12 protein-coding genes are annotated in these 19,956 nt (G+C 68.7%); 4 read left to right on the top strand and 8 right to left on the bottom strand.

Going from position 1 to position 19,956, the window contains the following annotated elements; all coding sequences use genetic code 11:
- Positions 1-182: 182 nt before the first annotated feature.
- The gene (locus tag AWQ68_RS33095; RefSeq protein WP_066948264.1) at positions 183-884 is read right to left on the bottom strand and encodes a hypothetical protein; all 702 of its coding nucleotides are present in this window, start codon (positions 882-884) and stop codon (positions 183-185) included.
- A gap of 1,088 nt (positions 885-1,972) precedes the next feature.
- On the bottom strand, positions 1,973-2,620 hold the full coding sequence (locus AWQ68_RS33090) for a DUF6461 domain-containing protein (protein ID WP_157546077.1): 648 nt from the start codon (positions 2,618-2,620) through the stop codon (positions 1,973-1,975).
- A gap of 1,318 nt (positions 2,621-3,938) precedes the next feature.
- Here AWQ68_RS33090 and AWQ68_RS33085 point away from each other — a divergent pair.
- Both AWQ68_RS33085 and AWQ68_RS33080 read left to right on the top strand, forming a co-directional pair.
- On the top strand, positions 3,939-6,869 hold the full coding sequence (locus AWQ68_RS33085; protein WP_157546074.1) for a family 20 glycosylhydrolase: 2,931 nt from the start codon (positions 3,939-3,941) through the stop codon (positions 6,867-6,869).
- 617 nt (positions 6,870-7,486) lie between these two features.
- Positions 7,487-9,184, top strand: a complete 1,698-nt coding sequence (locus tag AWQ68_RS33080; RefSeq protein ID WP_169809033.1) for a glycoside hydrolase family 18 protein — start codon at positions 7,487-7,489, stop codon at positions 9,182-9,184.
- A gap of 252 nt (positions 9,185-9,436) precedes the next feature.
- Here the strand turns inward: AWQ68_RS33080 and AWQ68_RS33075 are convergent, their stop codons facing one another.
- Positions 9,437-10,945 carry an MFS transporter gene (locus AWQ68_RS33075; protein ID WP_066948253.1) on the bottom strand — a complete coding sequence of 503 codons (1,509 nt, stop codon included), beginning with the start codon at positions 10,943-10,945 and terminating at the stop codon, positions 9,437-9,439.
- Between the two features lie 161 nt (positions 10,946-11,106).
- Between AWQ68_RS33075 and AWQ68_RS33070 the strand changes: the two genes are divergently transcribed.
- On the top strand, positions 11,107-11,706 hold the full coding sequence (locus AWQ68_RS33070; RefSeq protein ID WP_066948250.1) for a TetR/AcrR family transcriptional regulator: 600 nt from the start codon (positions 11,107-11,109) through the stop codon (positions 11,704-11,706).
- A gap of 515 nt (positions 11,707-12,221) precedes the next feature.
- Here the strand turns inward: AWQ68_RS33070 and AWQ68_RS33065 are convergent.
- From AWQ68_RS33065 to AWQ68_RS33045, 5 genes are read right to left on the bottom strand one after another with little or no spacing between them, the layout of a single operon-like run.
- Positions 12,222-14,825 carry a family 78 glycoside hydrolase catalytic domain gene (locus AWQ68_RS33065; protein ID WP_066948247.1) on the bottom strand — a complete coding sequence of 868 codons (2,604 nt, stop codon included), beginning with the start codon at positions 14,823-14,825 and terminating at the stop codon, positions 12,222-12,224.
- A gap of 14 nt (positions 14,826-14,839) precedes the next feature.
- A complete protein-coding gene (locus AWQ68_RS33060) occupies positions 14,840-15,829 on the bottom strand; it encodes a serine hydrolase domain-containing protein (protein WP_066948245.1) in 990 nt (329 codons plus the stop codon).
- A complete protein-coding gene (locus AWQ68_RS33055) occupies positions 15,826-16,644 on the bottom strand; it encodes a carbohydrate ABC transporter permease (protein WP_066948242.1) in 819 nt (272 codons plus the stop codon). Before AWQ68_RS33055 ends, AWQ68_RS33060 begins: the two co-directional genes overlap by 4 nt.
- Positions 16,641-17,489 (bottom strand): carbohydrate ABC transporter permease, encoded by an 849-nt coding sequence (locus tag AWQ68_RS33050; protein WP_245656343.1) that lies wholly within the window; start codon positions 17,487-17,489, stop codon positions 16,641-16,643. Before AWQ68_RS33050 ends, AWQ68_RS33055 begins: the two co-directional genes overlap by 4 nt.
- Positions 17,489-18,778 (bottom strand): ABC transporter substrate-binding protein, encoded by a 1,290-nt coding sequence (locus tag AWQ68_RS33045; RefSeq protein WP_066948236.1) that lies wholly within the window; start codon positions 18,776-18,778, stop codon positions 17,489-17,491. Before AWQ68_RS33045 ends, AWQ68_RS33050 begins: the two co-directional genes overlap by 1 nt.
- A 167-nt stretch (positions 18,779-18,945) precedes the next feature.
- Here AWQ68_RS33045 and AWQ68_RS33040 point away from each other — a divergent pair, with 167 nt between their 5' ends.
- Entirely contained in the window at positions 18,946-19,956 is a 1,011-nt protein-coding gene (locus AWQ68_RS33040) for a LacI family DNA-binding transcriptional regulator (protein WP_157546068.1), read from the top strand.

The following is a 19,956-nucleotide window of genomic DNA, read 5'->3' as shown; positions in this document are numbered from 1 at the left end:
TCCGCCGCGCCAGCGCATGGGTTCTGATCTACAGCGTAAAGGCGGGAGTCTGGCCGCCACCGGGGCATGCCGGCCGGCCCGCTCATCTCGCCCACCGCGCAGCATCTCAACGACCTGCCGAACGACGATCACGGCGCAGGCAGAGGGCAAGCCGAAGTGTGGCTCTCGGTTGCCTCCGAGGGTCAGTGCGTTGCGGGCAGGTAGGCGAGGACGATCTGGCCGTTGGAGGCGTAGGCGGCGATTCTGGGGGAGAGGGCGGCGTCGACGATCACGTTCACGAGGCGGGACGCGCCGCGTGTGCCTGGTTCGCTGACGGAATCGACCAGTGCGCTTCTGGCCAGCACGGTGCTGTTGTGGTCGCCGGTGTCCTGGCCGGGGAGGGAGATGACCTGCACGCGCTGGCCGCGTTGCAGTTCGGCAGGGGACTGGCCGGGTTTGAGGGCCAGGCCGACGCGGGCCTTGCCCGGGATGAGTTCTTCGCTTGCCATGGCGGTCATCTGCGTGGTGAGCAGGGTGCCGGGGAGCAGGGTGACGCGGGCCAGGCGCTGCGCGTAGGAGACGTGCTGTGCCCAGGGCAGGTAGTCGATGCCGGTGTCGGCTATCCGGACTTCTTCCATGCCGGCGCGGCTGAGCTGTTGTCCAGCGGTGACGTGCTGGGTGATGCGGATCGCTGAGACGCGCGCGCTGCCGTTCAGTATGAGTGTGATGGTGGCCGCTGTGCCTCCGAGGATGAGTAGCGCCGCCAATGCGGCCAGGTCGGGTCGGCGTCGGCGGGGTGATGCCGGCAGTCGGCGTGCGTCCAGTCCGGACAGAGTGGCCGGCGATTCTGCGGAGGTGGCTGCCGGAGACTGACCGCCGCGGGTGGAGGTCGGACGGATCCGCATGATCGAAGCTCCCGGGGAATCAGACGTGCCCTGCGGTGCTCGGCGGCGTTGAGCGCGAGCGTGGACGGCGGAATTCACGCCATTGTCGCCAGTTTGGCGAAGAACTGTCACTCGAACGCCGAAAGTGTTGCCGATTCAAAGCGTACTTGCGTTGCTGGGTGATGCATATTTTCTGGCAAGGGTGAGAATGTGTGGGTATTCTCTTTGGATCCAGCTAGATTTCGGAAACTTGGGTATGGAGTTGTCGGCCTCATGTGGCTGCAAACTTCCGAGCATTCTGTTAATATCCAACGGTTTGGCTTCGGTGGGCTCGCCGTGTCCATCGGCGTTTATCAGTGATGTCGTGTGGGATCAGTGCAATCCATCCGTCTGGCTTAGTCGTTCGTCATGACATGGTGACGTTTATCGACGGAATTCGCCCTTCCCTCTTGGGGTAAGCTGCCCCTCGCGGTGGTCTGTCATCTCCAGCCCGGCTGTGAGGGACACGAGGGGCGTGCATGTGATTCCCGTGCCGTTGACGGTGGAGCGCCTCGTCGCCGAAGAACGTGTGGGCCGTGACCGACGGTGTCGCTGAACTCGCAGTCATGTTCTGGACCGCAGTCCGCACGGGATGGGCACCGCCTCCGCCCAGTGCCGGCCGTCCTTTCGCGCACTTCGACAGTCGACCAGCCGGAGCCGGTAAGTGTTCTCGTCGAACACCCAGATATCCGTCTCGCTCAGAACAGCTCTGGTCGTCTCAAGTGCCGCCGCACGGTGGGCCGCTGACATCTTGGCGATTGGCTGGAGGGGAAGTGGCACCAACCGGCCGTGCCTTCATGCGGACCGGCGGGGGACCTTCGTGCCCATCCCGGATGGGCACGTCGGGCGCCGGTCCCTGGCTCGGTCGACGTCGACGGTGACAACTCGGAGAGCTCTACGCAAGCAGGCATTCGGAGGTGAAGATCTGGCACTCAAGGTGTCCACACATCGGGGGAAGGCCCTCTCGCTGTTCAGAGTCGTGCCGCTACGTGCCGGGCCGTTCGAGGCTCGCCGGTACGGCTACCGCCTCGTTCCCGCCGCTGGGAGTCAGCGGAAATTTCACTGCGAGATCAGCTCAACCTCGGCACCCGGCTGACGCAGAGCTGTTCTTGCATGAACCAACTCGCCTCTAGCCGCACCCCGGTCATCGCCTCCACAGTGGCGAGGGCAGTGGGCCAGTCGGGGTAGCTCACGCCATAGTCGCCTGCTTCGTCGTCCTCGCATTTCTCCTCAGCCAAGGCCCGTAAACCGTCCAGATATGAGTCCAAGGCCTGTGGGTTCTCGCCGCCGCAGGGGAGATGCCCGTCAAAGTCCGGGATCTGTACCGTGGTGACCAGATGTCCGTCCGCCGCGTAAAACAGCTTGTGCGCGTTGTTGACCAGCCACCAAAAGCCCCACGCCTGCGCATCTTTCGTCAGCGCGGCTAGTACCTCCGGTCGGCTGAACCCGTACGTATTGGAAGCGACGATCAGCACATTGTCGCCGCGCTGCTCGAAAGCCGCAGCGGTTGGATCCGCTGAGGGCGGCAAAGGCAGACGCCGACTGATGGTGCCGGAGTCGCCGCCTAGTCGGCTCACCACATCGTCGACCGTCAATCGAACGTCGCGCCCCCGCACCACGACCCAAGCCATTGCTTCCGTGATGTAGGGATCCAGCTGACGGAGTTCGTCCAACAGTTCGTCGTAGTGGGCGACCATTACACCGGTGACCGAACTCATCCGACATCCCTTCGACGGAGGCGACAGCCTCGTTGAAATTGAATCAGGGCAGGAAAGACCGTACCTTCCTGCAGATCAAGCTGCGATCACCAGCAAGGTGAGGAGGAGCATGAGTAATCGCCGCCCCCAGTTGGGAGGCGGGGACGGCTCGGCAACTACTGGCGCGGGTGGGACCTCGAACGGCGTGTCAGCACGAAACAGGGCAAACCAAAGCTGCTACGGCACTAGCCCACGGCGACCTGCATCCGGCGAACCTGAAGGCCGCCGGGCATGCACGCCGTGCATGCCCGGCTTGCTCCCGTGGTACACGCACACGTGGAGTTCCTGCTCATGACGGCCGCCAACGGCGGGACGGGCACCGTATCGCTCCACGGCCTCACCGTCGCCGCGAGCTGAACCGGCGGCGCTCGGCAGGTCCAGGTCGGTGACCCCGGGAGGAACTGCCGGGCGTACGGCTGCTGTCCAGCGACGACCTGGGCGTACCGTCCCCTCCGAAGGAGGTCCTCGCCTTCGCGGTGCTCGGTTTCCTGACCGTGCACGACCCCCCTCCTGCGCCGGGGCGCGCCATGCCACGCCCCTGGGCTGCGTCACGCCGGGCCGCCGGCCGCTGCGCCTGCCGAAGTCGACGGCCGTCCCATCGCGGCTGCCACGCGTCGCCGGCCCTCCGGTATAGACCGGTTGCCGGGCTCCCGCTTCCCTCTCGTCGAAGATCCGCTACTCGGCGGTATAGACCATTGCCAAGCTCGCTCCTCCCCGTCGTTGCGAATCCGATGTCCGGCGGTATAGACCAAACCTTGCCTTCTGCCTAAACTGACCCAAGATCCTCCATAAAGGATCTAACCGCCGTCCTGACCATCAATCGGACAGACCGGTCATCGCTCCAAGAACAAGGAGGCGGGATTCGAGACGAGCGAGAGGATCGCCAGGACGGCCACCCCCCTCGCCGCGTGACACCCCCCAGCACCGATCGGACACCTGCACGGACGCTCCCCATGTCGAGCGGGTGTATCGGACATGTCAACCATGCCCGAACGCGAGCTGCGCTGGAGGTGTGCGGCACCCCGATGCAAGGAGTGACGTGAACTTCTCATTCCTATCCCCGAAACGCGAGCGGAGGCATGGCGGAGGCCATCGGTCTCGGCCCCGCGCAGTCTCCACTTTGACAGTCGGTGCGCTTCTGGCCACATCTCTCACCGGCCTCCTGGCGAACAGCACCGCCTACGCCGTCACGCCCACGACGTCCGCCGATCCCTCAGCTTCCGAGAGCGTCAATCTCGCGCTCCTGCCGGGTGCGGTCGCCTCCGCCAAGTCTCAACGGATGACCGCGCCCGAGGCGACGTACGCGCCCGCCAACGCCATCGATGTCTTCGTCCACAACGGTTGGACCTCGAACTATGCGACGGTCGGGAATGGCTATGACTCGACTCAGGACTGGTTCCAGGTCAAGCTGGCCAAGCCCGCCCCGGTCTACGAGGTGTTCAGCCTCTGGACGTCGCCGTCCAAGCCGACGGAGTACGACCTGCAGGTCGCCACGGACCCCGGCTGTCAGACATGGTCGACGGTCGCCCATGTGGTGAATCCGAGCGACAAGGATTCCCAGGTGATCGACCGCAAGGACCCGATCTCCTGCATCCGGATCCAGGCCCTGGCCACGAATTCCAAGACCGGATACACGATCAACGAGTTCGAGGTATGGTCCGGCCCCAAGCCGGCGCCTGTCGTGGGTCAGATCATTCCCGTGCCGGTGCAGCAGACGCCCGGCACCGGTCAGCCGTGGGAGCTCACGGCTGAATCCCGGATCGTGGTCTCCGCCGGTGACCTCGCTGCCACGGCTGAAATTCTCGCGGGCTACCTGCGGCCGGCTACCGGGTACAAACTCCCCGTGGTGACAGGTTCTGCCACCGCCGCGGACATCGCCCTCACCCTCGCGCCAGTGCCCGGCCTTCCCCAGGGCAACGAGGTCGCCGCGGCCGAAGGCTACTCCCTCACGATGTCAAGTGCGGGCGTAAAGGTCGTGGCCCCGAAGACGCACGGCCTGTTCAACGGCTTCCAGACCCTTCGGCAGTTGTTGCCGGCGGCGATCTACTCGCCTACTGCCGGCGTGGGGCCATGGAAGGCGCAGCCCATAACGGTCGTGGACTACCCCCGATATGCGCATCGAGGTCTCCAACTCGACCCTGCCCGTAACTTCCTGACTGTGGCCGAAACAAAGTCCATGATCGACCAAATGGCGGCGTTGAAGGGTGACCGACTGCACTGGCACCTGAGCGACTCCCAGTCCTGGCGCCTTGAGATCAAGGGCTACCCGGCACTGGACGGCACCGGGTGCAACGGAGCGGACTGCATCGCGGGTTTCTACACGCAAGAAGACTTCAAGGACGTGGTCAAGTACGCGGCCGATCGGTTCATCGAGATCGTCCCCGAGCTGGAGTCCCCGGCCCATGCCACGGCGGCAGTCACAGCCCTGGGCGGCCGCGCGGTCATGGGCTGCCAAGGCCAGACCCAGAACGACCGGTTCTGCACCGATCCGAATGACCCGGCCAGCGCGCGGGCCCTCGCGTTCTGGAAGGACGCCATCGCGCAGCTTGCCGCGATCTCTCCCGGACCCATCGTCCACATCGGCGGGGACGAGGCCATCGGGATGCGCCACGACGACTACAAGTGGTGGATCCGGCAGATGGAGATCATCGTCAACGACAACGGCAAGCGGATGATGGGCTGGAACCCAGCGCTGGAAGGATACGCACCGGGTTCCACCTCCATCAACCATTACTGGTCCGACTACACCGGCGGTGGGCCCGCTCTCATCAAACCTGAGTGGTTCAACCAAGGCCGGGACGTCATCGTGACCCCGGAATACAACGCCTATCTCGACTTCGGGTATGACGGGTCCCCCGGCAGGACGCCGCGGACGGAACTCCTCCAGTCCTACGCATGGGACCCGGAATGGGTGTACGAAAAGTACCGGTCGGTCTGGGCTCAACCCGCCTACGGCGGGCCGAAGGCGGAGGACATCCTCGGTCTCGAGGCGCCCATCTGGGGCGAGCAGATGCGTGGGCTGGCCACGAACGAGTTCATGGTCTTCCCGCGGCTGGCCGGAATCCTCGAAATCGCCTGGTCCCCCAAAGCACTCACCCAGGACTACGACGCGTATCGGCAGCGGCTCAGCGTGGCCGGGCCCCGGTGGGCGTTCGCGAACGTGAACTTCGGCACCATAGCCCAGGTCGCCTGGAGCACGGCGGCGATGGGGACGGTCGCTCGGTTCGGCGCGGACAAGGCCCTGAGCAATGCGCCCCTGGCGCGTCTGACCGCCGGCTCGCTTCCGCCCGGTAACTTCACGGCCGTGATCGATTGGGGCGACGGATCCCCGAAGGAGCCGGCCGGCATCGCAGGACGCGACTACGTGACGAGCCAACGGCAGGGTAGAAGCCTGATGTCGGTCAGCGGGAGCCACTCCTATCCGGCGGACCAGGTGTACCACGGAACCGTCACCTACAGTCATCAGGACCAGACCTGGGTCGTGCCGTTCATCGCCGGACCGGATTCCATCTACGGTGCGGTCACCGGTCCAGATGGTGGGGCCCTGTCCGGGGTGCGCGTGACGGCGCACGATCCGGAAACAGGAGCGACCGTTGGCACACCGGTAACGACGAACGAGCACGGGCGCTACCTGCTCAGCGTTCCGGAGGGCACGTATGACGTGTGCTTCGACGCGGAGCAGGCCGATGGTGCCGGGGCTCAGTTCGGCTTCGTTTCGGTATGTGCGCGTGGAATCGCGGTCGGCGGCGTGAATGTCGGGGCTTTTGATCGACAGCTTGCCTCCGCCTGCACGACGAAGGTGACGGGCCGAGTGAGCGGGCCTCTGCCCGTTTCCTCCGGATTGACCTGCCTCGACGGCGCGGTGGTCTCCGGGCCGGTGACGGTCGCGGCCGGCGCTGGACTGGTCGCGGTGAAGGCCAAGGTGTCCGGGCCGCTGTCGGTGAACCACGCAGCTCAGATACGAGTGATCGATTCGGAGGTCGGCGGGCCCGTCTCGGTGTCCGGGGTTACGGATCGGATCGCGATAAGCGGCACGAAGGTGAGCGGTCCGCTCAGCGTGACGAGCAACTCGGTGAAGTCGGCGCCGGTGATCGCCGCAAACCGTGTTGATGGTCCGCTGTCCTGCTCTGGCAACACCCCGCCGCCCACGAACACCGGGAAGCCCAATTCGGTGTCCGGGCCGAAGAAGGGACAGTGCGCCGGGCTATAACGCCGATCCCTACGACGGGACGTGATGGTGGGACGAAGCCTCCGCGGACGCGGAGCACTTCGTCCCACCAATCAAGGAGGATCCGTCCAGCGCGAGTGTCTCTTCGCAGGCTCGTGAGCCAGGGCACCAGCTGACGCTGCCCTTGCCGAATACCTCATCCATGCCGGACAGGCCGCATGTGCGTACCCGTTTAGGGTGCCGCCGAGCCGCACGTGCCGTCGTATGTCGAGGCGCTCGATCCGCTCCGGATCCTCGATCGTATTTCGCAGACAGCTTTCGAAAAGTCTCTACATAGCCATGGCGTTCTCGCCTCCCCTCGGAGGCGGCCACCGAATGACCCCTTCCCGCGAACTGGAAAGACCCGCACCCCCATACCAGGGCTATGGCGACCACGCCTGTGGCGGTCGCCGTCCCTGCTGATGCTCGGCACCCCGTTCGTCTCCTGGACCAGGGCGGCGACCGGCACGCCAGGCAATCGGTCGCAGCCGGTTCGATGTCCGGCTGTTCGCACCACGAGGCACTCGGTGTACTTCACAGTCACCGGGTGCAGGAGCTCGACCAACAGGAAGGTATAGATGAAAATCAGGCGGATGTTTGTCGGTGCAAGCATCGTCGGAATGGCAGTGCTCGGGGCCGTCGGTCCTGCGGCAGCCGCGAACCAATCCACTCAAACCGGCGAGACCGTACCTCCGCTGTCGACCCCGATGGTGGGCGGCTACCTGCTCTCGGATCCGCCGAGGTTCTCGCGGGTCAACATGGACCTGGTCACGCACTTCTTCTGGGCGTTCTCCACGATTCGCAACGGCGCCTGCACGACCGCGAGCGCCAACGGCATCAACGAGGTGCTCCAGACGCGTCAGGCCCGGCCGAACCTGAAGGTCATCCGTTCGGTCGGCGGCTGGGGCGCCGCCAACTTCTCGGACGTCTCCTCAACCGACGCCAAGCGGAAGGCGTTCGTCGCCTCCTGCATCAACGCCTTCGTCGCGAACGGGGCCACCGACGGCTTCGACCTCGACTGGGAGTTCCCCGTCTCCGGTGGCCTGCCGAACATCGGCTACCTGCCCAACGACCGGGAGAACTTCAACCTGCTCGTCGACGAGTTCCGCGCCCAGCTGAACGCCTACGCGGACGCCCACGGCAGGAGCCGCCGTGACTTCCTGGTCACCGCCGCCCTGCCGGCGGGACGCTGGCAGGACTCCGGCAACGGTGTCACCGGCGCGCCGTACGACACGAACACCAGCTTCGACCTGGAGACCCTCGGCCGCACGCTGGACAACATCAACGTGATGACCTACGACATGGGTACCGGGTACTCTCCCGTGTCCATGTTCAACCAGCCGCTGTACCGGCACGCCGATGACAACACCGGCGACCAGTACAACAGCACGGACGACGCCATCCGCTACTACCTCGAGCACGGTGTCCCGCGCAACAAGATGACGCTGGGCACGGAGTTCACCCTGTCGCGCGGATTCGTGATGACCAACACCAACAACAACGGCCTGTTCCAGCCGTGGACGGGGACCGGCTGCGGCCAGACCTCGCCGACCAACGCGCTCAACCCGACCAACACCTCCGTCCTGATCAACTGGGACGCTCAGGTTCAGTCGCAGTACCTGTGGAACCCCACCACGCGGACCCTCTGCAGCTACGAGACCGCGCACTCGCTCGGCATCCGTTCCCAGTACGCCAAGGACCAGGGCCTCAACGGCGTCTTCACCTGGGAGCTCACCGGTGACGCGAGCGGCAGCCAGCTGCGCGCCATCTCGCTGCCCTGGCAGCCGGAGAAGGTGACCGGCGCGCCGGCTCCGACCGTGAACGGTACGACCTTCCTCCCGAAGGCCGGCCAGTCCTTCAGCGGAACCGTGGCAACGGTGTCCGGCAGCTCCGCGAGCTCGCTGACCGCGATCATCAACTGGGGCGACCTAACCCGCAGCCAGGGCACCGTGACGCCCGCCGGTAACGGCGAGTTCACCATCTCCGGGACGCACACCTACGCCACGGCCGGCGCGTACCCGCTGACGGTGACCATCATCGACCCGGACCCGCTGAACAGCCGGATGGTCAACGGCTACGCGTTCGTCGACTCCTCGCCGTACGCCTACCTCGAGGGGCTCGTCAGCAAGTTCGCCAAGGACAGTGGTGCCGCCAACGGCCTCATCGCGAAGGTCAAGTCGGCGAGCCAGGCGCCGAACGGCAACGCGCGCGCCGGCAAGCTCCACGCGTTCACCAACCAGGTCAGCGCGCAGACCGGCAAGGCGTTCACGCCCGGCCAGGCCGAGATCCTCACCCAGATCGCCGACTCGCTGCGCTAGTTCTCCGGCAGGACGCAGCAGCGGTGCCACGGCATCGATCAGCGTCCTGCCTCTCCAAGAACCAAAGAGTTCGTGATCGTCACCTAGCCGGGTGCGCGTCCGCGGCACGGGCCGCGCACCCGGCGATCGTTGACGACGGTGCGGGTGCGGCCATCGCTTGCCGGTGCCCTCGCTGCGGTCAGTGGAACAGTCGGTACTTGGTCGATGGGACGCCGGAGGTATCCGGGACGGGGTGGCCGGTGGCCCGGCGAGCTACGGGCCGCCGAGCGTTCCCGTGGCGGGTGCGGCCGGCGCGGTGGGCGAACCCGCGGGAGCCGCCTCCCCTGGGGCACGCACACGGCGGCGGAGCAGCGGCACCAGCGCCGCGCCGAACATCGCCGCGCCCGCGGCGATCAGGAAGGACGCCGTGTACCCCGACGGTGCGGGCGCCTCGGTGCCGGGAACGGTCATCGTGGCCAGCACCGCGGCGGCGACCTGGCTGCCGACCGCGCCGCCCACGGTACGGGCGACGGTGTTGACCCCGTTGGCGCCGGCGGTGTGCTCGGGCGGGGCCGTGCCGCCCACCAGCCGGGGCAGGGACGACATCACCAGTCCCCAACCGACGCTGAGCACCACGACGAACACGACGAACTGCCACACCCGTGCGTGCGCCAGCGCGAGCGCGACCGCGCCGGCGGCCGCGGTGAGCATGCCGAGGGCCGGGGCGGCGACGCGTCCCCAGCGCGCCTCCACCCTGGCGGCCAAGGCGTTCGCCGGGAGCATGACCACCGTTCCCGGCAGCATCACCAGTGCCGCGCCGGTGACCGACATGCCGAACCCGTAGTCCGCGAGCCCGCCGGATCCCGGCGGGGTCTGGGCGAACCTTGGCACCAGCACGTAGAACACGAACTGGTTGGCGCCGATCAGGAACGCGATCGCGTGCACCGCCGCGATCGGGCGGCGTACCAGCAGGAACGGGGGGAACAGCGGATGCGGTACGCGGGACTCGATCCACAGGAAGAGGGCGAGGACGGCGGGACCGCCGACCAGCAGGACGATGACCGTCGGTGAGCCCCATCCCCAGCTCGCGCCCTGGGTCAGGCCGAGCAGCGCCATCAGCAGCCCGGCCGAGAGCGACAACATGCCCGGCCAGTCCAGGCGGATGGAGGTGCGTTCCGGGCTCTCCGGAACATTCCGCCAGACCAGGACCAGTGCTGCGACGATCATGGCCGCTCCGGCGACGAACAGCCAGCGCCATCCTGCGAGATCGGTGATCAGGCCGCCGCCGAGCAGCGCGATGCCCGCCGAGCCGCCGACCACGGCGGAGGTGAGCCCCAGCGCGCCCGGCACACGTACGGCGGGCATGGACTCGCGGACGATTCCGAACGCCAGCGGCAGCAGCGACAGGCTGACGCCCTGCACCGCTCGGAAGGCGATCAGCGCGCCGATGTCCCAGGAGAGTGCACCTCCCAGCGTCGCGACCAGGTACACCACCAGGACCGTGAGCATGACGCGGCGCTTGCCGTGGCCGTCGCCCAGGCGGCTGATCAGCGGGGTCAGTATCGCGCTGCTCAGCAGGGTGGCGCTGAGTACCGCCCAGGACACCGCGGCCGGGCCGGCGTTCAGGCTGTGCTGGAGCACGCCGACGGTGGGCACCAGCATGGTCTGCATCAGGCCGTAGGAGACCACGGCGACGATCACGGCCACCAGGATCGGCGTTCCGGAGGCCGCGCTCCGGCCCTTCACGCCTCCTGAGGGCTCCGGGGATGCTGCTGCGGGCATGGCGGCTCCATGATTCGGGTAGGGTACGAGACGATGCGAACGGCATTCGCGTTAGGTGAGCCTAACTACAAGCGAACGATGTTCGCAATCGGCGCCCGCACCCCGGAAGCCGACTGTTTCGGGAAATGTCAGGAAAACGTGGGAAAGGCTGCTGAGCAGAGATGCGTTCCGAACCCGGTGGACGCTCCCGGCTGACCAAGTCCGGCATCGTCGCGACCGCACGCGCGATCGCCGACGCCGAAGGGATCGACGCGCTCACCCTGCGCCGGCTCGCCCACGAACTGGGCACCGGGCAGTCGTCGCTCTACCGGCACATCGCCGACCGCCGCGAGCTGCTCCAGCTGCTCTGTGACGATCTCGCCGAGTCCTTCCCGATCGCGCCCCCCTGCAGCACGCCCGCGTCGTGGCTGCGTACGCACTGGGCGCTCACCTATGACTTCCTTGCGGAGCATCCGTGGGCGGCCCAGGTGATCGCTTCCGGTGAGATCCTGGCCGGAGGCGGCGAGGACGTCCCGCGCCGGGTCGCCGAGGTGCTCGTCGCCGCCGGCCTGGCGGTCGACGACGCGGACCGCGCCGTCCGCGCCCTGTGGAACCTCGTACTCGGCCACCTGCTCAACGCCCACCCGTTCGGCCACCTGGACGGCGGCCCTCCGCTGATCGACTGCCGCGCCGACTACCTCTGGGCGCTCGACGCCCTGCTCTCCGGAATCCTCCGTCCAGGCTGCGCCGCCGCGGCCGGCGGTGAAGGTCAGCACGGGTAGCGCCTCAGTCGACTTCACCACCGGCAAGCCAGAGGAGGACGACCCGGTTGCGCCGTCCGGTTCGCCGATACGCGCATCGGCACCTTTGCCGACTTCACCGGCGCGCACCTGCGCAACCCCGGCGGGCAGGCACTCGACGCCGCGGGGGCGACCATCGGCCGCGGACACTTCTGCTCGCCTGCTGGGGCGTCATCGGTCTCTTCTGGCTGATCTGGGCGGCGGCCTGGACCGGGAGTCACCTGTTCGGCGGCCCGGTACGCCGCCCCTTGCAGCAGTAGGCGCCCGTGTTCGGCGTCGTGACCGCGAGGCGGGCGACCGGTCCCGCCTCGGTTCCTCATTCGTGACCGGGACACCGAGTTCACCGTCCCCCGTGCCACGCCCGACCGGGCCGCGACCGCGGTCAGCACCAACGGAGGCAGCCTGCTGTCGCCGATCCCGCCGGCACACACCTGCCGCACCCGAAGTCACCACTCAGTGACGAAAGGCAACACGAGTGGTGACCGCAAGCAAGCAGCTCACTGGCCCAGGTCGTCCCACTCCTGGAGTAGGTGGGCCGTGGCCGCCGCAGGGGCCGTGAACGACCAGCGGCCCGGCGGTAGGTTCAGGGCGCAGCCCCCGTCGGCCAGTCTGGTGGTCGGCAGCTGTTCGCTGAGGCCCATGAGGAAGGTGCCGTTGACGGTCATCCCGTCCCACGCGCCGCGCACGGGCAGCACCGCGCGGGCGGTCACGCCCTCCGGGACGGCGAACGTGAACTGGACCCCGTCGGGCCCGGCCCGCCAGCCCGACTCGACGGTCCCCGACGCGCTCTCGTAGCGGGCGTGCGCCTGGCGCAGCAGCGGGACGGGGCCAGGACGCAGCAGCAGCTCGCCGAAGCCGCCACCCGTCCCGCGCGGGTCGTCGCCCAGGCCCGCCACGTGCCGGAACAGCCAGTCGCCCACGCAGCCGTAGGCGTAGTGGTTGAAGGAGTTCATGGTCGGCGTCTGCAGGCCGTGCCGGTGGTGCCAGGCGTCCCAGCGCTCCCACATGGTCGTCGCCCCGGCGCGGAGCTGGTAGCGCCAGGACGGATAGCCCTCTTGGTTGAAGATCCGGCACGCCAGGTCGTGGTGGCCGGTCTCCGACAGCACGGGCAGCAGCAGGGGGGTGCCGACGAAGCCCGTCATGAGCCGGTGCCCGTCGGCGCGGACCAGCTCGGCCAGCGCCTGCGCCGACGCGGCCCGGTCCTCGGGCGGGACCAGGTCCCAGGCGAGGGCGACGGCGTAGCCGGTCTGCGTTTCGGTGTGCAGCCTCGGCCCGTTGAGGAAGGCCCGCTGGAAGGCGCCCGACACGCGGGTGAACGCCTCGCCGTACTCCGGCGCGTGCGGCTCGCCGAGCACGTCGGCCACGTGTGCGACCAGGCGGAGGCTGCGGGCGAGGGCGGCGGTGGCGATGAGGCTCTTGGGCGTCTCGACCGTGCCGGGGGCCAGCCAGTCGCCCAGGGCCCGGCCCGGTCTGATGCCGCCCTCGGCCTGGGCCAGGCAGTAGTCGGCCCACCGCCGCATCGGGTCGTACGCGCGGCGCAGCGTGTGGTCGTCGCCGTAGCGCCGCCACAGCAGCCACGGCACCTCGACCAGCGCGTCGGACCACACGGGGGAGTCGTATCCGTACTCGGGCAGGACCGGCGCGACATGCGGGACCGCGCCGTCGGCCCGCTGCCCGTCGATCAGCGTCGTCACCCAGCCGGACAGGAACGCCTGCGTGTGCCGCAGGAAGCTGAGCGTCGAGCCGAACACCGAGATGTCGGCCGTCCAGCCGGTCCGCTCGTCGCGCTGCGGGCAGTCGGTCGGCACGCTCACCAGGTTGCCGTCCGCCGACGCGCCGATGTTGGCGACGAGTTGCCGTACGGCGGGATCGCTCACGGTCAGCGAGCCGGTGACGGCGAGCGCGGAGGACAGCAGCACCGCCTCCAGGTCGTCCGGCGTCAGCGCGCCCGGCCAGCCGGTGACCTCCGCGTAGCGGAACCCGTGCAGGGTGAACGCGGGCTCCACGACGTGCGAGCCGGGGCCGAGGACGAATTCGTCACGTTGGTCCGCGGTGCGCAGGTTGTCGGTGTAGAGCCGCCCGGTCGCGGTCAGCTCCTCCCCGTGCCGCACCACGATCCGTACGGGGCCCGGCGCGTCGACGCGCAGCCGTACACGCCCGACGACGTTCCGCCCGAAGTCGGCCACCTGGACGCCCGGCGCGGGTTCGGTCACGGACACGGCGGGCACCGTGCCGATCACCCGCACCGGGGGGGCGGGGTCGGCCTCCACCAGGATCTCCGAAGGGGTCGTCGTCTCGGCGGGTCCGACCTGCCCGGAAGGGGCCTGGACGGTCTCGCCCATCACCAGGTCGGCGCGCGGGCGGCCGAGATCCCGCCGGGTCCAGGCCGCGTCCGTGGCGAACACGCGGCGGACCCCGTCGTCGTCCCGCACGAGCACCTGGGCGCTGGCGGCGGGCCGGTCGCCGTAGCGGCGCGGGCCTCCGCCGGCGACGTGACCCGCGTACCAGCCGGGAGCGAGCCACAGCTCCAGCTCGTTCTCGCCGGATACGAGCAGCTCCGTGAGCTCCAGCAGCCGATAGCGCGTCCGGTGGCGGTAGTCGGTCCAGCCGGGGGCCAGCTCCTCCTCGCCCAGCCGTACCCCGTTGAGCAGCGCCCGGTAGACGCCCAGCGCGGTGGCGGCCAGCCAGGCGCGCCCGGGAGCGGGACGCCACGTGAACGACCCGCGCAGGCTCACCGCCGCCCGAGGGTCGCCCGCCAGCCAGGGGGCGTCCCACCCACCGCGCGCCCGCAGGCCCGTGGTGAACGCGCCGGTCGCGTGTCCTTCCACACTCCACGTGTACGGCGTCAGCGGCGCCAGCCGCTCACCCGGCACGTCCACGCTGTGCGATCCGGCCGGCACGGACGACCGCCACAGCTCGCGCCCGTCCGAGGACACCACCACGGTCGCCTCCCTGAGCAGCCGGGCGTCCCACGACAGCCGGGGCGACGGCTCGTCCACGCCCACCGGATCCGCCAGACCACACGTCAGGCCCGCCCGCGAACCGGGCGGGGCCGAACGGATGAACGGCGCCTGCGCGCCTGAGACCTGCACTCCGAGCACCCCCGAATCCCGGTTCACGCATCGAGCCCGGTGGTGAAGGCGTTGTGCAGACCGTCGACGTCGACGCCGTACAGGCTCGGCGCCATCACGTTGATCAGCAGCACGAAGCACGCGTCCTGCTCCGGGTACATCCACCACTGGCACCCCGAGGCGCCGCCGTGCCCGTACAGCCGCCGGTCGAGCAGCCCGGGAGCCGAGTGGCGCAGGTTCCAGGTGAGGCCCCAGTCCTGCCCGGCGTTGACCGGGTCGGGCTGCAGCTTGACCAGGCCCGTCGTCTGCGGGGTCGTCATGGCGGCCAGGGTGGTCGGGTGGATCAGCCGGCGGTCGCCGCGCAGCAGCGCCCCGCCCAGCGCCAGGAGGTCCTCGGCGCGGGAGAACAGCGCCCCTGCCGGGTGGCGGAGCCGTACGAACTTGTCGAAGTCGAAGCCGGGCCCGAGCAGTTCGAGGCCGTGGACCTCGGCCGCGTCGCACGCCGGGTCGAACGTGATCCGCCCGCCGCCCGGCACCAGCGTGTTCAGGTCGGAGTCGATCACGTCGGCCACGTCGCGGCCCGTGACGTCGCGGACCATCTCCGCGATCCCGGCGAAAGCCAGGTTGGAGTACTGGCTGAGCGTGCCTGCCTCGAACATCGATGGCGCGGTGACGAGGTGCTCCAGCAGGTCGTCGGGCGTGAGCGTCTGCTCGGCGATGCCGCTGGTGTGGGTGAGCAGGTGCCAGAGCGTCACGTCGGGCCGCGCGAAGTTCGGCAGTACGTCCCGCAGCGGGCGGCGCAGCGACAGCAGCCCGCGCTCGACCTGGCGCAGGGCGACCAGCCCCGTCAACGGCTTGGTCACCGAGAACAGCGCGAAGTGGTCATCGGTCCTGGTCTCTCGGCCGTCGTGCTCGCCGAACGCCTCCAGCACCTGGATCCCGTCGGAGGTGGCGGCGCCGAACACCGCGCACGGCAGCCGCCCCTCCTTGATCTCGCGCCTGACCCAGTCGAGCGCGATGTCGTGAGTGGTCATCCCTTGAGTGCACCTTCCGTAAGGCCGGCCAGGACGCGCTTCTGCGCGACGACGTACACCGCCACGAGGGGCAGCGTGGTGAGCAGGACGTGGGCGAAGACGAGGTTCCAGTTCAGGCTCTGCAAGGTGCCGGAGGCGAACTGGAACAGGCTCAGCGGCAGCGTGGCGTTCGCGCTGCCCTGGAGCAGGAAGAGGGCGAAGAAGAAGTCGTTCCAGACGTTGATGATCAGGATCACGCTGCCGACGAACAGCACCGGCCGCAGCAGGGGCAGCAGGATGCGGACGAAGACCTGCGGGCGGGAGGCGCCGTCGATGGCGGCGGCGTCCTCCAGGTCGCGGGGGAACGCCCGGACGAATCCGGTCGCCAGGAAGATTACGGCGCCCAGGCGGCAGCCGGTCATCGTCAGCACGTAGCCGAGCGAGCCGCCGTCCAGCGACAGGGCGCGCAGCAGGTAGACGGTCGGGATGATCGACGGCGGCAGCAGGATCGACAGCCCCATCACGAAGTAGGCCGCCTGCAGCCACCGCGACCGGCTGCGCCCGAACGCCCAGGCCGCCGCCGCGCCGAGGAACACCACGGCCACCACGATCGGCACGGTCACCTTGAGGCTGTTGACCAGCCCCATCAGGTAGCCACCCCGGTCGAGCACGATGCCGTAGTTCTCGGCGATCGCCCACGTCCTGGGCAGGCCGAGGCCCAGCTCGGCGGCCTCGCCCGCGGGTTTGAACGAGTTGACGACCACGAGCCAGATAGGCACGAGCACCCACGGGATCGCGAAGAGCGTCAGCGCCGTGTACTTGAGGACCGCTCTCATGCCGTCACCTCTCTGCGCCGCAGCCACCACACGAGGGGCACGGCGGTGGCGATCACCAGCAGCGTCACGGTGAACCCCAGCGCGCTGGCGGAGCCGAAGAAGCCCTGCCCCCACTGCTGGCGCATCACCACGTTCAGGGCCCGCGTGTGGTCGCCGGGCCCGCCGCCGGTGGTGGCGGCGATCACGTCGTACGCGCTGAGCGCGCCCACCAGTGTGACCGCCACGTTGAAGGTCAGCGCCGGGGCGAGCAGCGGGAACACCACCCGCCGGAACCGGGTCCACGGCCCGGCCCCGTCGACGGTCGCCGACTCCAGCAGCGACTTCGGGATGGAGTTGAGGCCCGCGATGTAGACGAGGGTGATCAGTCCGCTCCACTTCCACGCGTCGATGAACGCGACCACCACCAGCGCGGTGGACGGTTCGCCCAGCCACGCCCACTCGACGCCGAGGAAGGAGTTGACCGCCCCGTCGGGGGCGAGCAGCCCGCGCCAGATGTATCCGGCGGCCAGCGGCGAGATGAGCGTCGGCAGGAAGAACGCCGAGCGGAAGACGGTGTTGATCCCGCTGGTCCGCTGGAGGGCCAGGGCCAGCGAGAGGCTGACCGTGTTCTGGATCGCCATGCACAGGATCGCGTACAGCACGGTCACGGTGACCGCGTTGGCCAGCAGGTCCTGGTCGATCAGCGTGCGGAAGTTCTCCAGCCCGTTCCAGGTGATCTCGGCTCGGAAGCTCGTCCAGGAGGAGAACGCGAACCGGACGTTGAGCAGGAACGGGGCGACGAAGAAGACCGTGACCAGCACGATCGCGGGAAGTGCCCACGGCAGCCAGGCCGCCCTGTTCCGCATCACCATCCGGGCAGCCCTGCCGCCTTGGCGGCCTGCTCGACCTGGCCCTGGAGCTGGGTCGCCACCTTCTGCGGATCCTTCTGCCCGGCGATCAGCTCGGACATGAGCTGGGCCAGCCCACCCATGCCGGGGATGTCGGAGTTGAAGGCGATGACCGCGCCGGTGTCGTACGCCTTCTTGACGTCCTGCAGCACGGACGGGACGCCCTGCGGGTCGGGCACGTCCTTGAGCACGGGGAAGGTCTTGGACGCGGTGATGTACTCGGCGTAGGCCGGGCCGGTCATGAAGCGCACGAAGTCGAGCGACGCCTTCTCTCGCGCCGCGTCACCGGTCTTTGGCAGGTAGAACGTGCCGATCGGGCCGGGCGCGTAGGTCACGAGCGGCTTGTCGCTCGACAGGCCGACGAAGCCGACGGACTCGTCGACGGTCTTCTGGTCGCCGCCCGCGGCGGCGAGGAGGGCCGGCAGCATGTCGGAGTGCTGGGCGACCATGGCGGCCTTGCCGGTCACGAGGGCCTTCATGGAGTCCTCGAACTTGGCGGTGACGATGTCCTTGTTGAAGCAGCCGTCGGCCTTCAGCTTGGCGTAGGCGGTCAGGCCGGAGACGAAGGGCGAGCCCGCGTCGGCCAGCGTGCTGCTGTGGCCCGCGATGGCCTTGCCGTACGCGTTGGACTGGTTGGCACCCGCCAGGTAGAGGATGGGCAGGATCTGCACCGGCCAGATCGACCCGCCCGACTCGAAGACCGGCGTGACGCCGGCGGCCTTGAGCTTGGGGCAGGCGGCGGCGAGCTCGGCGAAGTTCGTGGGCGGGGTCAGCCCGGCCGCGGTGAAGACCTTCTTGTTGTAGTAGAGGCCGAAGACCTGGGGGAAGCCGGTGATGGCGGCGTAGACCTTGCCGTTGACGGAGCCGGCGGACTGGTAGAGGTCGCCGGACCTGGCGATGTACCCCTCGCCTGTCAGGTCGCGCAGGTTCTCGGCCGGGTTGAGGGCGAGCAGGCCGCTCACCGTCGCGTGGTACTCCAGGATGTCCGGGCGGTCGCCGGTGGCCCACTTGGTCTGGGTGGTGTCCTCGAAGCCGTCGGACGGGATCGACACGAGCTCGATCTTGTGGCCGGACTGCTTCTCGAACTTCTTGTACATCTCCAGCAGCGGCGCAGGGTCCGCGCTGTTGTGCCAGAGGGTCAGCTTCACCTGACCGGTCCCCTCCGGGGCGGACGACCCGCAGCCGGAGAGGGACAGGGCGAGGACGGCGCCGATCGCCGCGCTGAGCAGGCGAGATGGTGCTCTCACGCCCGTGCTCCTGTTCATTTTAGGGGGTATTATGTAGAACGTTCTCCATTGTTAGGGCACGAGAGAATCGCCCGTCAAGAGGTAGACCCGGGGATCGGTGACGGGCTAGCCTCACGTTTCGGAAAAGTGTGTAGTTCGTTCTACGAAGACTCTATGAAGGACGGCGTGTGACGAGCGGACGGGTGACGATCGCCGATGTGGCCAGGCGAGCCGGGGTTTCCACGGCCGCCGTGTCCAAGGTGGTGCGCGGGGCCTACGGCGTGAGCGCGGAGATGCAGACCAAGGTGACGCAGGCCATCGAAGAGCTGGGCTACCGCCCGCACGCCGCGGCCCGTGCCCTGCGCGGACGCACCTACACCCTCGGCGTCATGCTCTCGGACACCCGCAACCCGTTCTTCCCCGACATCATCGAGGGCATCACCGGCCGGCTGGGCGACACCGAGTACCAGGTGCTGCTCGGGCCTGGCGGGATCGAACCCAAGACGCAGGCCAGGATGACCGACGCCATGATCGACCGGAGCATGGACGGGCTCATCCTGATCTCGCCGGTCATGACGGACGCCGAACTCGCGGCCATCGCGACGGCCACCCCGGTCGTCGTGGTGGGCAGGCACGGCGGCGCCGCGGCCTACGACGCGGTCGTCGACGACGACGTGATGGGGGCGGGGCTCGTGGTCGACCACCTGGTCGGGCTCGGGCACACCCGGATCGCGCACATCACCCACCTGGAGCGGGCCCGCGCCCAGGGACTGCCGCACACGGTGCGCGCCGAAGGCTACCGCCAGGCGATGCGCGCCCACGGACTCGCCGACGACGTGCTGGCCACCTCCTTCACCGAGGAGGGCGGCTTCGAGGGCGCGCGGGAACTGCTCGCGCGCGACGACCGGCCCACCGCGATCTTCGCCGGGGCCGACATCGCGGCGCTCGGCGTGCTGCGCGCCGCCGACGAGGCGGGCCTGTCGGTGCCGGAGGACCTCTCCGTCGCCGGATACGACAACATCGGCATCGCCTCGCTCAAGCGCATCTCGCTCACCAGCGTCGACCAGGACGGGCACGTGATCGGGGCGACCGCCGCGCAACTGCTCGTCGAACGCATCGAGGGACGCTCACGATCGGTGACGTCGTCGGTGTCGCCCACGCTGATCGTCCGCGGAACCACAGGACCGCCTCGCCCCTGA

Origin of the sequence: Microtetraspora fusca, assembly GCF_001570365.1 — a bacterium.
In the GTDB taxonomy this organism is placed as follows: domain Bacteria; phylum Actinomycetota; class Actinomycetes; order Streptosporangiales; family Streptosporangiaceae; genus Microtetraspora; species Microtetraspora fusca.
The sequence above is the reverse complement of the archived record's forward strand: the minus strand, read 5'-3'. Positions and strand labels throughout refer to the sequence as shown.